This is a genomic window from Glutamicibacter protophormiae, assembly GCF_014647495.1.
Classification (GTDB): Bacteria; Actinomycetota; Actinomycetes; order Actinomycetales; family Micrococcaceae; genus Glutamicibacter; species Glutamicibacter protophormiae.
In genome coordinates this window covers 300,532-314,024 of the sequence record NZ_BMPH01000002.1, presented here as the reverse complement: position 1 = coordinate 314,024, position 13,493 = coordinate 300,532, and the positions used below count along the sequence as shown (strand labels likewise).

At 66.4% G+C, this 13,493-nt stretch carries 12 protein-coding genes; 4 read left to right on the top strand and 8 right to left on the bottom strand.

Features of this window, described 5'->3' with window-relative positions; genetic code table 11:
* Positions 1-15 precede the first annotated feature (15 nt).
* Both IEY43_RS03850 and IEY43_RS03845 read right to left on the bottom strand, forming a co-directional pair.
* Positions 16-1,866, bottom strand: a complete 1,851-nt coding sequence (locus tag IEY43_RS03850; protein WP_188947285.1) for a bifunctional sugar phosphate isomerase/epimerase/4-hydroxyphenylpyruvate dioxygenase family protein — start codon at positions 1,864-1,866, stop codon at positions 16-18.
* Positions 1,866-2,738: a shikimate dehydrogenase gene (locus tag IEY43_RS03845; RefSeq protein WP_188947284.1), complete on the bottom strand. Its 873-nt coding sequence runs from the start codon at positions 2,736-2,738 to the stop codon at positions 1,866-1,868. Before IEY43_RS03845 ends, IEY43_RS03850 begins: the two co-directional genes overlap by 1 nt.
* Positions 2,739-2,911: 173 nt before the next feature.
* Between IEY43_RS03845 and IEY43_RS03840 the strand changes: the two genes are divergently transcribed.
* Positions 2,912-4,231, top strand: coding sequence for an MFS transporter (locus tag IEY43_RS03840; RefSeq protein ID WP_374189844.1), 1,320 nt, complete (start codon positions 2,912-2,914; stop codon positions 4,229-4,231).
* Between the two features lie 86 nt (positions 4,232-4,317).
* Here IEY43_RS03840 and IEY43_RS03835 read toward each other — a convergent pair whose 3' ends face one another.
* Together IEY43_RS03835 and mmsB are read right to left on the bottom strand one after the other, a co-directional pair.
* Positions 4,318-5,076 carry a 3-hydroxybutyrate dehydrogenase gene (locus IEY43_RS03835; protein ID WP_188947282.1) on the bottom strand — a complete coding sequence of 253 codons (759 nt, stop codon included), beginning with the start codon at positions 5,074-5,076 and terminating at the stop codon, positions 4,318-4,320.
* Entirely contained in the window at positions 5,063-5,992 is a 930-nt protein-coding gene (gene mmsB / locus IEY43_RS03830; RefSeq protein ID WP_188947281.1) for a 3-hydroxyisobutyrate dehydrogenase, read from the bottom strand. Before mmsB ends, IEY43_RS03835 begins: the two co-directional genes overlap by 14 nt.
* Before the next feature lie 146 nt (positions 5,993-6,138).
* Between mmsB and IEY43_RS03825 the strand changes: the two genes are divergently transcribed.
* A complete protein-coding gene (locus IEY43_RS03825) occupies positions 6,139-7,071 on the top strand; it encodes a LysR family transcriptional regulator (RefSeq protein WP_188947280.1) in 933 nt (310 codons plus the stop codon).
* A 97-nt stretch (positions 7,072-7,168) separates the two neighbouring features.
* Here IEY43_RS03825 and IEY43_RS03820 read toward each other — a convergent pair whose 3' ends face one another.
* Together IEY43_RS03820 and IEY43_RS03815 are read right to left on the bottom strand one after the other, a co-directional pair.
* Positions 7,169-8,551, bottom strand: coding sequence for an MFS transporter (locus IEY43_RS03820; protein ID WP_308425036.1), 1,383 nt, complete (start codon positions 8,549-8,551; stop codon positions 7,169-7,171).
* A gap of 239 nt (positions 8,552-8,790) precedes the next feature.
* Positions 8,791-9,714 (bottom strand): LysR substrate-binding domain-containing protein, encoded by a 924-nt coding sequence (locus IEY43_RS03815; RefSeq protein ID WP_188947278.1) that lies wholly within the window; start codon positions 9,712-9,714, stop codon positions 8,791-8,793.
* Positions 9,715-9,785: 71 nt separating this feature from the next.
* Here IEY43_RS03815 and IEY43_RS03810 point away from each other — a divergent pair, with 71 nt between their 5' ends.
* On the top strand, positions 9,786-10,817 hold the full coding sequence (locus IEY43_RS03810) for a YeiH family protein (protein WP_188947277.1): 1,032 nt from the start codon (positions 9,786-9,788) through the stop codon (positions 10,815-10,817).
* 7 nt (positions 10,818-10,824) lie between these two features.
* On the opposite strand, the gene IEY43_RS03805 is transcribed toward IEY43_RS03810, so the two are convergent.
* Positions 10,825-11,229, bottom strand: a complete 405-nt coding sequence (locus IEY43_RS03805) for a VOC family protein (protein ID WP_188947276.1) — start codon at positions 11,227-11,229, stop codon at positions 10,825-10,827.
* 198 nt (positions 11,230-11,427) lie between these two features.
* Here IEY43_RS03805 and IEY43_RS03800 point away from each other — a divergent pair, with 198 nt between their 5' ends.
* Positions 11,428-12,135 (top strand): NUDIX hydrolase, encoded by a 708-nt coding sequence (locus tag IEY43_RS03800; RefSeq protein ID WP_188947275.1) that lies wholly within the window; start codon positions 11,428-11,430, stop codon positions 12,133-12,135.
* Positions 12,136-12,153: 18 nt separating this feature from the next.
* Here IEY43_RS03800 and IEY43_RS03795 read toward each other — a convergent pair whose 3' ends face one another.
* Positions 12,154-13,290 (bottom strand): acyl-CoA dehydrogenase family protein, encoded by a 1,137-nt coding sequence (locus tag IEY43_RS03795; protein ID WP_188947274.1) that lies wholly within the window; start codon positions 13,288-13,290, stop codon positions 12,154-12,156.
* Positions 13,291-13,493: the final 203 nt, after the last annotated feature.

The window sequence follows — 13,493 nt, the reverse complement described above, 5'->3', positions numbered from 1 at the left end:
CGATTCTCCCCGTGGCTAGTGTCTGTTCCAGCGGTTGCGTTCGAATTGCGCCGCCAGCCGGATCGGGGCATTGGGCGCCCCGTACCCATCGTAACCATCGCGGCGCTCAACTACTTCAAAGAACATGTTTCCAATGGTCTCGGTGTAGAAATGCAGGAACTGGCCGTGCTCGTCCCTGTCGTAGAGCAGGTTCAGCTCCTGGAGCGTATCCAGCAGCTGGGCGTCCAGGTCGAAGCGCGCGGCGAGGTCCTCGTAGTAGTTGGCCGGGATGTGCAGGAACTCCATGCCCCTGGCCACCGCGTTGCGGGCCAGGGCGATGATGTCCGAAGTGCGCACCGCAATGTGCTCGGGGTATTCGTGGTTCCGGTCGATGGCCTCTTCCAGCCCGTGCGGCACGATGTTCAGCGCCAGCCGGACCGCGCAGTCCCCGGTGGCCAGCACCTGGGAGCGGACCAGCCCCATGGGGCTGGGCACCTCGGTGCCCGGCAGCGCCTGAAGGTTCAGCACGCTGGTGTAGAAGAGCACCGACTCGTCGAAGGACTGCCAGGGCTGGGCGAGGTTCAGGTGGTCGATGCATTCGATCAGCTCGGGGAAATGTTCCGGGGCGCCGGCCTCCTGCACCCCGAATTCCGCCTCCCAGCCGCTGCCGCGCCCGGCGGGGGCGAAGAAGACCTCCGTGTTGTCCGGGGCGTTGAACCCGGGCAGGTCCGCTTCGTTGCGCAGGTGCTGGCGCGGGACCGGGCGGGCCAGCAGCCGCAGCGCGCGCTCGCCGGCGACACCGGGGTCCGGGACCTGCACCCCGAAGCCGGACACCGCGGCGGTGACCCCGCGGCTGCGCTGCGCGTTGATGATGATCCTGGCCCCTCCGGCGCTGAACAGCTGCACCGGCTTGCGGCGATGCTGGCCGCGGAACTCGAAGCCCAGCTGGGCCAGCAGCCGCGCCACCGGCTCGGGATCCTCGGTGCGGATTTCGGTGAAGTCGAAGCCGCGGGGCTGCTGCCCGCCGGGCAGCGCCTGCAGGTCGAGCCCGGAGCCGGTCCCCTGCGCGGCCAGCAGCTGCGCGGTCTGGGACTGCAGCAGGTTCAGCGAGCGCAGCCCGTCCACCGCGGTGCGTTCGACATTCGACTGGCGGAAGACGTCGTTGAAGATCTCCAGGGAAATGATGCCGGCGTAGCCCGAGCGGGCAATGGCGCCGAGGAACTGATCCAGCTTGAAACCTCCCTGCCCCGGGAACACCCGGTAGTGGCGCGACCAGGACAGGATGTCCATGGACAGCACCGGGGCGTCGGCCAGCTGCACGAAGAAGATCTTTTCCCCCGGGATCTGCGCGATGGCTTCCGGGTCGTCCCCGCGCGAGAGGATGTGGAAGCTGTCCAGGCAGATGCCCACGTTCTGCCGGTCCACCCGGCGGACGATGTCCCAGGAATGCTGGTAGGTGTCAACGTATTTGCCCCAGGCCAGCGCCTCGTAGGCGATGCGCACCCCGTAGCCGGCGGCCAGGTCCGCGAGCTGGCGGATCTGGGCGACGAACAGCTCGTCGTCGTTGACGGTGGCGGTGCCGACGTTGGAGCACAGCAGCATGAGGTCCATGCCCAGGCGCGCCATGAGCTTGAACTTCGCCTCCGCGCGGTGCAGATTCGCCTGCAACAGCTCGGGATCCACGCCTTCGAAATCCCGGAAGGGCTGGAACAGGTCCAGGGTGAGCCCCAGGCGCGCGGCCAGCGCCCGGACTTCCTCCGGGGACATCGGGCTGACCATGAGGTCCTGCTCGAAGATCTCGATGCCGTCGAATCCTGCCTTGGCGCAGGCGAGCATCTTTTCCTCCAGGGTCCCCGAGAGGCACACGGTGGCGATGGAAGTGCGCATTACCGTCCCGCCTCCAGCATCTCCAGCAGGTGCGCGCGCATGCGCGCGGCATCGGGCTTGATGCCGGTGAAGATCTCGAAGGCGTCCACTGCCTGGCCCACCGCCATGTGCCCGCCGTCCAGCACACGGCAGCCGCGGGCCCGGGCGGCGCAGATCAATTCGGTGTCGACCGGACGGTAGATGCAGTCAGCCACCCAGTGGCGGGATTCAAGCCCCTCCAGTTCCAGCGGCAGGCCGGGGTGGTGGTGCATGCCGATGGGGGTGGCGTTCAGCAGCCCGTCCACGGAGGGCAGCAGCCCGGGCACCTGTTCCGGGGAGGCCGCGGTGATCTCGGCGTGCGGGAAGAGCCGGTTCAGCTCCGCGGCGCGCTGCCCGGCGCGCTGCGCGTCCGGGTCCACCAGGAAGAGCTGCTCGGTCCCCGAAGCCAGCAGCGCGTAGGCCACTGCGGACCCGGCGCCGCCGGCCCCCAGCTGCAGGACCCTTTGCTGGTTCGCTCCGGGCAGCCCCTCGGCAAATCCGCGGCCGAATCCGGAGGCATCGGTGTTGTAGCCGTGGAACTTTCCCTCGCGGATGACCACGGTGTTCACCGCGCCGATGTCCCGGGCATTTTCCGTGATCTCGTCGAGGTGCTCCAGGACCAGCTGCTTGCACGGATGGGTGATGTTGAAGGCATTGAAACCAAGCTGCGCTCCGGCCTTTAATAGAGCTCCGACATCGCTGCCCGGGCGTCCCAGCACGGCGAGGTCGATCGGGCGGTACAGGTAGCGCAGGCCTTGCACATCGGCCTCCCGTTCATGCATCCCGGGAGTCAGCGACGGCATGACCCCGTCGCCGATCAAACCCACCAAATAGGATTCGGCAGTGGTACTCATCGCAGGTCCTCGCATTCAGTCATCGACGCAACAGGTATTGCTTCGTCTGTGATTTACATCTACTCTAAACCAATGAACACATTCCGAACAAGTGGTCGCATAGCGCACATTTTACGGAATCGGGCCAGAACATCACCACGCACCAAGGGAGTAACCCGATGACCACGACACCCATGCCGTCGGCATCTGAAGAGCACGGAAGCGGACAGCGCACGCCGGTCAAGGCCGCGCTGGCCAGCTTCATGGGCAGCGCCGTCGAATACTACGACTTCTTCATCTTCGGCTCCGCCGCAGCCCTGATCTTCCCGCACATCTTCTTCCCCGACGCCGACGCCAACGCCGCGGTCATGTCCCTGGCGACCTTCGGTTTCGCCTACATCGCGCGCCCCATCGGCGCGATCATCCTGGGCCACTTCGGCGACCGGATCGGCCGCCAGAAGGTCTTGATGTTCACCCTGGTGCTCATGGGCGCCTCGACCTTCGCCATCGGCTGCCTGCCCACCTTCGACCAGGTCGGCTGGCTGGCCCCGATCCTGCTGGTGATCGCCCGCCTGATGCAGGGCCTGTCCGCCGCCGGCGAGCAGGCCGGCGCCTCCTCGATGTCCCTGGAGCACGCCCCGGACCACCGCCGCAGCTTCTTCACCTCCTGGACCCTGACCGGCACCCAGGGCGGCCAGATCCTGGCGGCAATGATCTTCATTCCCGTGGTGGCGCTGCCGGACGAGATCAAGTTCGGCATCGGCTGGCGCATCCCGTTCTGGCTGTCGGCCGTGGTGGTGGTGGTGACCTTCTTCATCCGCCGTTCGCTGCACGAGACCCCGGAATTCGAGAAGGCCAAGAAGAACAACGAGATCGCCAAGCTGCCGCTGGCCGTGCTGCTGCGCTTCCACTGGAAGGACGTGCTGCGCGTGGTGCTGTGCGCATTCATCGCCGCGGTGTCCACCGTGTACGGAACCCTGGCCATCTCCTACGGCAAGACCATCGGCAACATGGACGAGTCCATCACCCTGTGGCTGGTCGTTGCAGGCAATATCGGCGCACTGCTCACCCAGCCGTTCTTCGGCATGCTGGCCGACCGGATCGGCCGCAAGCCGGTCTTCATCTACGGGGCCCTGGCTTCCGCGGCGGTCATGCCCTTCTACCTGCGCTCCATGGAAACCAGCAACACGCTGCTGCAGTTCGGGCTCTCGCTGCTGGTCTTCTCCTGCGCCTACGCCGCGGCCAACGCCGTGTGGCCGAGCTTCTACGCCGAGATGTTCTCTTCCCAGGTACGCTTCTCCGGCCTGGCCATCGGCACCCAGCTGGGCTTCCTGATGGCGGGCTTCGCCCCGTCCATCGTGGCCGCCCTGGGCGGGCTGCAGCCCGGAGGCTGGGTCCAGATCAGCCTGTTCACCGCGGCCATCGCGCTGATCGCCTCGATTTCGGCGCTGACCGCGCGGGAAACCTACCGCGTGCCGACCAGCCAGCTGGGACACCACGTGGTGAAGGCTTAAATACTGCTGACGAACGACAGCGGGTAGACGCCGGGAAATCCATTCCCTGCGCCTGCCCGCTGTTTGCCCTGTGGAATGCCGGAGAGCTATTGCGCCGTCCAGCCGCCGTCGATGGCGTAGCTGGCGCCGGTGGCCATCCCAGCGTCATCCCCGGCAAGCCATCCTGCCAGCGACGCGACTTCCTCCGGCTCGATGAGCCGCTTGACCGCCATGTCGGTCAGCATGATTTTTTCCATCACCTCAGACTCGGCGATGCCGTGGACCCGCGCCTGGTCGGCGATCTGCGCCTCGACCAGCGGGGTGCGCACATACCCGGGATTGATGCAGTTGCTCGTCACCCCATGCTCCGCGCCTTCCAGCGCGGCCACCTTCGACAGGCCCTCCAGCCCGTGCTTGGCCGACACGTAGGCGCTCTTGAAGGCGCTGGCGCGCAGGCCATGGGCCGAAGAAATATTGATGATGCGCCCGAACCTCCGCTCGTACATGCCCGGCAGCGCCGCGCGGATCAGCAGGAACGGGGCTTCGAGCATCAACCGGTGGATCAAGCGCCATTGCTCGGGTTGGTATTCGTGGATCGGCCCCACCCGCTGCACCCCGGCGTTGTTGACAAGGATGTCGGCTTCCAGGGACAACCCCTCCAACCCGGCGGTATCCGACAGGTCCACCACCCAGGCTTCCCCGCCGACCTCGTCCGCCGCGTTCCGCGCCGCCTGCTCGTCCAGGTCCGCTACCACGACGTGGATCCCCCGCGCGGAGAGTTCGCGGGCGCAGGCCAGCCCGATGCCTCCCGCGCCGCCGGTGACTACCGCCCGGCGCACGCTGCGCCTCGCGTCACCGGTTGGCATGCTCTGCCGCCCCGTAACCGCGCACCTGCCCGCCGGGCACCAGGTTCTTGACGATCAGCGAGCAGTCCTTGTCTTCCAGCCCTTCCGAGATCAGCTCGTCGAAGTGCTTGCTGACCAGCTGTGCGGCGGGAAGACAGATGCCGGACATGGTTCCCGCGTCCAGTGCCAGCCCCACGTCCTTGCGCGCCAGGTCCACGCGGAAAGTAGCCTCGAAGTTGTTGTTCGCAGCGGCGGTGTCGACGATGCCGGGCACCGGGTACCACGTCTGCTGCGCCCACGAGCGGCCGGAGGATACCGACACGATCTCCCAGAACACCTGTGGATCCAGTCCCAGCTTCTCGGCCAGCTGCGACCCCTCGGCGCTGGCCATGAGGTCTATGAACAGCATCATGTTGTTGCAGATCTTCGCCGCAATGCCCATGGATGGACCGCCGGCGACGATGGCGCGCGCGGACATCGGCGCCACCAGTTCACCGGCCCGCTCCATGAGTTCCGGCGCCCCGCCGAGCATGATGGCCAAGCTGCCGGCCGCCGCTCCCGAGATGCCGCCGGAAACCGGGGCATCGACGAACTTCAGCCCGCGGGCCGCTGATTGCTCGTGGATGTAGCGGGAGGTCTCGATGTCCACTGTGGAGCAGTCCAGCAGCATCATCGATTCGGTGGCATGGGCCCAGATGCCCTCGGGACCCTCGTAGACCGCGCGGACATGCTGGCCCTTGGGCAGCATGGTAATCACCGCATCCGCCCCCGCCAGCGCCTGGGCTACGGAGTCGGCAAGGTGCACGCCCGCACCCGCCGCCGCGGCGCGGGCCTGCTCGTTCAGGTCGACTCCGCGCACCTCGTGCCCGGCGGCGACCAGGTTCGCCGACATGGGTCCACCCATGTTCCCCAGTCCGATCCATGCATATACGCTCATTGTGCTGTTCCTTCCATGCGCCGACAGGTGTTCGCTACCTCGGGGAAACCCGGATACGGCCAGCGTAGGTGCGCCAGATCACTTCCTCAATGCACAAAGACCTGGGAAAATTGCAACACTGCTGTGCGCTGGCGCACACTGGGTGCATGCAGCGTCCCATCGATTACCACCACCTGGAGTCCCTGATCGCCTTCCTCACCGTCGCCCGCCTGGGCCGGTACACGGCGGCCGCCAACGTGCTCGGGGTGAACCACTCGACGATTTCCCGGCGCATCGCTTCCCTGCAGCAGGCCATGGGCGGACGGCTGCTGGCCCGCTCGGCGCAGGGATGGGAACTGACCGAGCTGGGCCGGCGCGCAATGGCCTCGGCCGAGGCGATCGAACGGGCGGTTGCCACCATCGGCGCCGCCGACGAGCCGGGGCAGGTGGCCGGCCATGTGCGCGTCGCCGCACCTGATGCCTTCAGCGCCCACTTGGCTGCGCCGACCCTCGCGAAGCTGCAGGAGAGCCACCCGCAATTGGTGTTCGACCTGGTCTCGGAAACCACGCGGGCACGCCAGGGCCGCACCGGAATGGACCTGGAAATCGTCATCGGCCAGCCCCAGGTGCGCCGCGCGGTCTCCCACCTGCTGCTGAAATACGAGCTGCGGCTCTACGCCACTAAAAGGTACCTGGACTTGCACGGCACCCCCGGGAAACTGGAGGACCTGCGCGACCATGCGCTGAACTACTACATCGACACCGCGTTGACCGTCGACAAGCTCGACGATGCGACCAGCGGGCTGCCGGCCATGCGCCGGGCCATCTCCTCCAACAGCATCGCGGTGCAGTATTCGGCGACCATGGGCCATGGCGGCATCGGCCTGCTGCCGACCTTTCTCAGCAGGCACTACGAGGCGCTGGTGCCGGTGCTCCACGACCAGTTCACCTACGAATCCGAATACTGGCTGGTCGGGCGCGAGGAAGCGCTGCGCAATCCGGCGGTGCAGCTGACTGCCACGGCGCTGCACGAGGCCGCCGAGGGCAGCCAATGGCATCTGGCGCCTTTCACACCGGCGCCCTCCGCGGCCCACTCATGACGGGACACCTGCGGCAGGGCCGGACCAGCACAGCTTAACGGCCCGCGCGCCGCTCCCCGGTGCGGGAAACGGCGCGCGGGCCAAGCTGACCTGATGGCTAGCGCGTCAGCTTGCTTTCGGCATCCGGCGCTGCGGTGGACAGGCCGCTGCTGATGCGGTCCTGCTCGTCGATGTCGCCGAGATCCACGCCCTTGGATTCACGCAGGAAGTAGACGGCCACCAGCGTCACCAGCGCGGCGAAGACGATGTACCCCGCCACCGGCACCCAGCTTCCGGTTGCCCGCAGCAGGGCCGTTGCGATGATCGGCGCCATCGACCCGGCGACGATGGAGGTGACCTGGTAGCCCAGCGACACCCCGGAGTAGCGCATGCGGGTGGGGAACATTTCCGCCATGATGGCCGGTTGCCCCGCGTACATCAGCGCGTGCACGGCCAGCCCGGCCACGATGGCCAGCAGGATGATTGCGTCGTTGCGGGTGTTGAACATCGGAAAGGCGACCACCGCCCAGACGATCATCAGTCCGGCGCCGGCGGCGTAGACCGGGCGGCGGCCCAGGGAGTCGGTGAAGCGCCCAACGAGCGGAACCACGATGGCATGGAAGACGTGGGCCAGCAGCATCAGGGTAAGGATGCTGGAGGTCTGCATCTGAAGCTGCACGCTCATGTAGGTGATGGAGAAGGTGACCACCATGTAATACAGGATGTTTTCCGCGAAGCGCAGGCCCATGGCGGTGAACACCCCGCGCGGGTAGCGCTTGAACACTTCGGCCACGCCGTAGCCTGCCGCGGCGTTGGCTTCCATTTCGGCCTTGGCCTCGTGGAAGATCGGCGCGTCGGAGACCTTGGTGCGGATGTAGTAGCCGACGCCCACGATCACGACCGAGAGCCAGAAGCCTACGCGCCAGCCCCATGCGAGGAACGCCTCGTTGCTGAGGGTGAAGGAGAGCAACAGCAGCACAATGGTTGCCAGCAGGTTGCCGATCGGCACCGCGGCCTGCGGCCAGGAAGCCCAGAATCCGCGTTCGCGGTTCGGCGCGTGCTCGGCCACCAGCAGCACCGCGCCGCCCCATTCGCCGCCGACAGCGAAACCCTGCAGGAAGCGCAGGACGATCAGCAGGATCGGCGCGGCGTAGCCGATCATGTCGTAGGTGGGCAGGCAGCCCATGAGGAAGGTGGTCACGCCGACCAGGATGATGGCCACCTGGAGCAAGTGCTTGCGACCGTACTTGTCGCCGAAGTGGCCGAAGACGATACCGCCGATGGGCCGGGCGATGAAGCCCACCGCATAGGTGAGGAAGGCCTTGATGATATTGTCCAGGTCATTGCCCGAGGCCGGGAAGAAGACCTTGTTGAACACCAAGGTGGCGGCAGTCGCGTAGAGGAAGAACTCGTACCACTCGACGATGGTGCCTGCCATCGATGCCGCGACAACCCGCCGCAGCCCCTTGCGTTCGGTTTTATCAGAAATTTCCGATGCCACTGCCAATCCTTCCGATGCCGCAGGTCCCCCATTGGACCCGTCCCGTAGCACCCGAGTATGTCGCAGGTCACAGTTCTTTGAAAGACTTAATCGGCTCGCCAGAGGCTCGGATTGCGCACACCGAGCGTGCATCTTTGCACACTTGCCGTCACAGAGCGCACCCTGCCCGGCACGGGGAAAGACGGTGCGCGGTAGCCCCTGCCGACCGAAATGCCGGTGGTCGAGATCCGCTTCCAGGCCTAGGAAGCGGAGTCCGCGGCGATCTCCAGCAGCGCCTGTTCGGCGGCTCCAGGCACGTGGTCCACCGACCAGATCGCCCGCAGCTCGCGGACCAGGGCCGGGCCGTCGAAGGGGATCTCCACCAGCGCCCCGAGCTTCAATTGGCTTTCCACGGCCAGCTGGCTGAGCACCGCCGGCCCCATGCCGGCAGCGGCGCACTGGCAGATGGTGGCGTTGCTGTTGAACTCGGCCAGGGGCTTGGGCCGGTCGGCATGGGAAATGTAGTCGAGGAAGGCGCGGGTTCCGGAGCCTGCTTCGCGCTCGATCAGTGCGGTGCTCTGCAGTTCCTGGAGGGTCAGCGCGTGGCCGCGCTGCGCCCAGGGGTGGTCCGGTGCGGTGACAACCAGCATTTCATCGCTGTAGACCTGCTGGCTCCTGAGTCCCATGGGGATGTGCGGCGTCTCGACGAACCCGAATTCCAGCTCGCCGTCCCGGACGCTGCGGATCACGTCCTGCGAGTTCATGATCCGCATCCGCGGCTTCACCGACGGCATCTTGCGATGCAGCGCGCCGATCCAGCTGGGCGCCAGATACTCCGCCACGGTCATGCTGGCCGCGAAGTCCAGTTCGCTTTGGCCCGGATCCGCCAGCGACCGCGCTCCGGCGGCGAAGGTCTGCAGGCATTCAAGCACTTCCCGGGCCCACTGGACCGTGAGCACACCCTCGGCGGTGAGCGTCGACCCGGTGGTCTTGCGGTCCACCAGCTGGTAGCCGAGCCGGCGTTCAAGGGTTTTCAGGGCGCGCGAGGCATTCGGCTGGGCGATGCCCGCAGCCCGGGCCCCGGCGCTGAGGCTGCCGTGGTCCGCGATGCCGACCAGCAGCGACAGCGAGGAGAACTGGATCCAGTGCGCAATGCTGTTCAATGATGACGGGTCCTGATCCATATCAAGAGCATATGCCTCTCATAGCCGAGGGACGAATACCGCCGAAACCGTGACGGGAGAAGACTGAAAACATGCAACCCACAGATCAGATCCAGACACCTTCCCCGTCATCGGCTCCCCCGTCACTACGCACCGCGCTGCCCGGCGTAGCGGTCTGCCTGCTGGCCGGGGCGCTGTGCATGCTCATCAGTCAATTCTTCGACGGGGTCAGCGCACTGCTGCTGGCCATCGTGCTCGGAGCCCTGTGGCGGAACATCGATCCGGTCCACGCAGCCCTGGAACCGGGCATCGCGGTGTCGGGCAAGAAACTGCTGCGGCTGGGTATCGTCCTGCTCGGGCTGCAGCTGTCGCTGGGCACGATCCTAGGCCTGGGCCCCGGAGTGCTGCTGGTGGTTTTCCTATCGGTGGGAGTGACCTTTTTCGCCACCTTGTGGATGGGCTCGCGGATGGGACTGGACCTGCCCCAGCGGATGCTGATCGCAGCCGGCTTCTCCATTTGCGGCGCCGCCGCGGTGGCCGGGGCGGAAAATGTTGTGCGGGCCAAGCAAAACCAGGTGGCCACCGCCGTCGGACTAGTAGTGCTCTTCGGAACCCTCATGATCCCCGCCATACCCGCCCTCGGCGCCCTGCTGGGAATGGATGAGCGCAGCATCGGCATGCTGGTGGGAGCCTCGACCCATGAGGTCGCCCAGGTGGTCGCTGCCGGTGGCTCGGTCGGCGCCGCGGCCCTCGAAGTGGCGGTGACCGTCAAACTTGCCCGCGTCGTGCTGCTGGCGCCGGTCATCGCAGGTGTGGGCATGTTCATGCGCCGCCGCCACGCGGTGTCCGGCGGCAAGAATCCTCCATTGGTGCCACTGTTCGTCCTCGGGTTCATTGCGGCAATGCTCCTGCGCACCATCGGAACGGTTCCAGCCTGGGCCTTGGATGGCGCGCAACTGCTGCAGACCCTGATGCTGTCGGCCGCCATGTTCGCGTTGGGGCTCGGAGTCCACCTGCGCAGCATCGTGAAATCCGGAGGCAAGTCGCTGCTCCTGGGCCTGCTGGCCACGGTGGTCATCACGGTAGTTTCGATACTCGGAACCCTCGTCTTCCCGCCGCAGTAGTCCCCGCTCAGTCCGCGGGGTGCTCGTATCCGATCAGCCAGGTCAGCCCGAAGCGGTCGAGGACCTGGCCGTCGGTAGCGCCCCACGGCTTGGCGGCCAGCGGGTCAACCACTTGTCCCCCGTCGGCCAGCGCCTCGAACCACCCGTGCAGCACGGGTGGTTCCGCCGCGCCCAGCAAGGAGAGCATGGCGCCCTGGATCTGCACCGGGTTCTCGCCCGGCGCTGCATCGGCCGCACCCAGCGTCACTTCCCCGTTGAGCATTCCATGGGCAATCGCCGTCGGTGGCCCGTCGCTCCGGTTGAACTCCGCATAGGAATACAGGGCCAGCTCGCCGCCGAAGACCCCTGCATAGAAGTTCAAGGCATCCCGTGCAGTTCCGGGGAAAAGGACATACAGCTGGGGACCCTTCATGGGCTTTCCCTCTTTCAATCGACGGCAGGCTGCGATGACGCCAGGCATTGCCGGCCCTGACGGCGCGATGGCGTGCGTCACACTCTATGCAGGCCGCCCCTTGCTGGCAAGAGCCCCTGTTGCGATAGCAGGGCTTGATGACGCATGAAAGTCCGTGCCGTTGGCTCGTCACGGCCGATACAGGACATACTGGGGTTCATGACGACGAAGTCCTTTTTCGATCCTGCCGTAGAGGTTCCCATCCGCCGCGCCGCCAGCGTGCTGCTGCTGCGTGCAGCGGACATCGGGTTCGAGGTGTTCATCCAGCACCGGGTCAGCACCATGGACTTCGCCGCGGGCATGGTCGTGTACCCCGGCGGCCGGGTCGACGCGCAGGACACGGAGCTGGTGCGCACCGGTGCGATCGATGCACGGCTTCTGGCCGAGCAGGCTCAGCGCTGGAAGCACTCCACCGTTTGGGACGAGGGTGAGCAGCAGGCGCCCTTCCGGGCCGGGGAAATGCTGGCCGCCGCCCGCCGTGAGGTGTTCGAGGAAACCGGGTTGCTGCTTGATCCCGAACAGTTGCGCCCCTGGGCGAACTGGGTCACCCCGGTAGGCTACCCCAAGCGCTTCGACACCTATTTCTACACCGCGGTGCTGCGCGAGGACCAGGAGCCGCGCCACCAGACCACCGAGGCGGTGATCTCCAACTGGATCCACCCCGAAGCCCTGTTCGCGGCCTTGGAACGCAAGGAAATCAAGATGATGCGCCCCACCCAGCGCACCCTGCTGGACGCCATGGAGCTGGGCTCCATCGCGGCGCTGGGGAGTTTCGACCGGGAGATCATCCCGGTGCATCCCACCGGGAAGGACACCAATACGTCCACGCCGGTGCTTGATGCCGAGCTGCGCCCGCGGCAAGACTGAGCCGCGGGCGCCCGGAGGCTACTTGTCGACCAGGCCGCGGCCCACGATCAGCGACATGATCTCGTTGGTGCCTTCCAGGATCTGGTGCACCCGCAGGTCACGCACGATCTTCTCCAGCCCGTAGTCGCTGAGGTAGCCGTAGCCGCCATGCAGCTGGATGGCGCTGTTCGCCGCCTCGAAACCGGCATCCGTGGCGACCTTCTTGGCCATGGCGCACAGCCTGACCCGGTCAGGCGCCTTCGCATCCAGCGCGGCGGCGGCCCTGCGCAGCAGCGACCTGGCGGCTTCCAGCCCCATGTCCATCTCGGCCAGCTTGAAGACCAGCGCCTCCTGGCGGGTCAGCGGCCCTCCGAAAGCCTGGCGTTCCTTGAGGTATGCCGCGGACTGCTCCAACGCATGTTGCCCGCCGCCCAGCGAGCAGGCAGCGATATTAAGCCGTCCGCCGTTCAGCGCCTGCATCGCCATGGAGAATCCCTGGCCTTCGGCGCCGAGCAGGTTGCCCGCCGGGATGCGCACCCCGTCCATGATGACCTGCCGGGTGGGCTGCGCCTTCCAGCCCATCTTCTTCTCGTTCGGGCCGAAACTCAGCCCTTGGCTGTCCCCCGGAACCAGGAAGGCGCTGATGCCGCGTGCTCCGGTGTCCTCGGTGCGCGCCATGACGATGTAGAGCGCCGAGGTGCCGGCGCCCGAAATGAACTGCTTGACCCCGCTGAGCACGTACTCGTCACCGTCCCGGCGCGCGCGCGTGGTCAGCGCCGCGGCGTCCGAACCGATCCCGGGTTCGGTCAGGCAATAGGAACCCAGATTCTGCATCGCGGTCATCGCGGGCAGCCACTGGGCGCGTTGCTCCGGGGTGCCGAAGTGGTCGATCATCCACACCACCATGTTGTGGATGGAAATGTACGCTGAAATCGTCGGGCAGGCCTTGGCCAGTTCCTCGAACACCAGGATCGCGTCGCTGCGGGTCAGCGCCGAGCCGCCGAACTCCTCGCCGGCGTAGATTCCGCCCATGCCCAGTTGGCCTGCTTCGGCCAGCACATCGACGGGGAAATGCTGGCGCTCATCCCAGTCCAGTGCATTCGGGGCGATCCGGGTGGTGGCAAAATCGCGGACCATTTCCGCGAGCGCCTTCTGGTCTTCAGTAAGTTCGAGCATGTTTGGCTCCTGACTCAAGCAGGCGTCATTGGTGTGGACGCCTGACCGCTACATATGTGACTCACACTACACCGATTCAGGTCCTTGGCGCGGGCTGGCACCCACGGTTTCGCGCACCGCCGAACACACGGGAATTCCGCGGAATTCCACGGCCCGGCAGGCCGTCGCAAACAAGATTTCGAGGGGGTTTTGGACGTAGTCTT

Coding starts and splice junctions, on each gene's coding strand:
- IEY43_RS03815 (WP_188947278.1), bottom strand. CDS start 9,714: ATGGATCAGGACCCGTCATCATTGAACAGCATTGCGCACTGGATCCAG.
- IEY43_RS03840 (WP_374189844.1), top strand. CDS start 2,912: ATGCCGTCGGCATCTGAAGAGCACGGAAGCGGACAGCGCACGCCGGTC.
- IEY43_RS03805 (WP_188947276.1), bottom strand. CDS start 11,229: ATGAAGGGTCCCCAGCTGTATGTCCTTTTCCCCGGAACTGCACGGGAT.
- IEY43_RS03845 (WP_188947284.1), bottom strand. CDS start 2,738: ATGAGTACCACTGCCGAATCCTATTTGGTGGGTTTGATCGGCGACGGG.
- mmsB (WP_188947281.1), bottom strand. CDS start 5,992: ATGAGCGTATATGCATGGATCGGACTGGGGAACATGGGTGGACCCATG.
- IEY43_RS03850 (WP_188947285.1), bottom strand. CDS start 1,866: ATGCGCACTTCCATCGCCACCGTGTGCCTCTCGGGGACCCTGGAGGAA.
- IEY43_RS03810 (WP_188947277.1), top strand. CDS start 9,786: ATGCAACCCACAGATCAGATCCAGACACCTTCCCCGTCATCGGCTCCC.
- IEY43_RS03835 (WP_188947282.1), bottom strand. CDS start 5,076: ATGCCAACCGGTGACGCGAGGCGCAGCGTGCGCCGGGCGGTAGTCACC.
- IEY43_RS03795 (WP_188947274.1), bottom strand. CDS start 13,290: ATGCTCGAACTTACTGAAGACCAGAAGGCGCTCGCGGAAATGGTCCGC.
- IEY43_RS03825 (WP_188947280.1), top strand. CDS start 6,139: ATGCAGCGTCCCATCGATTACCACCACCTGGAGTCCCTGATCGCCTTC.
- IEY43_RS03800 (WP_188947275.1), top strand. CDS start 11,428: ATGACGACGAAGTCCTTTTTCGATCCTGCCGTAGAGGTTCCCATCCGC.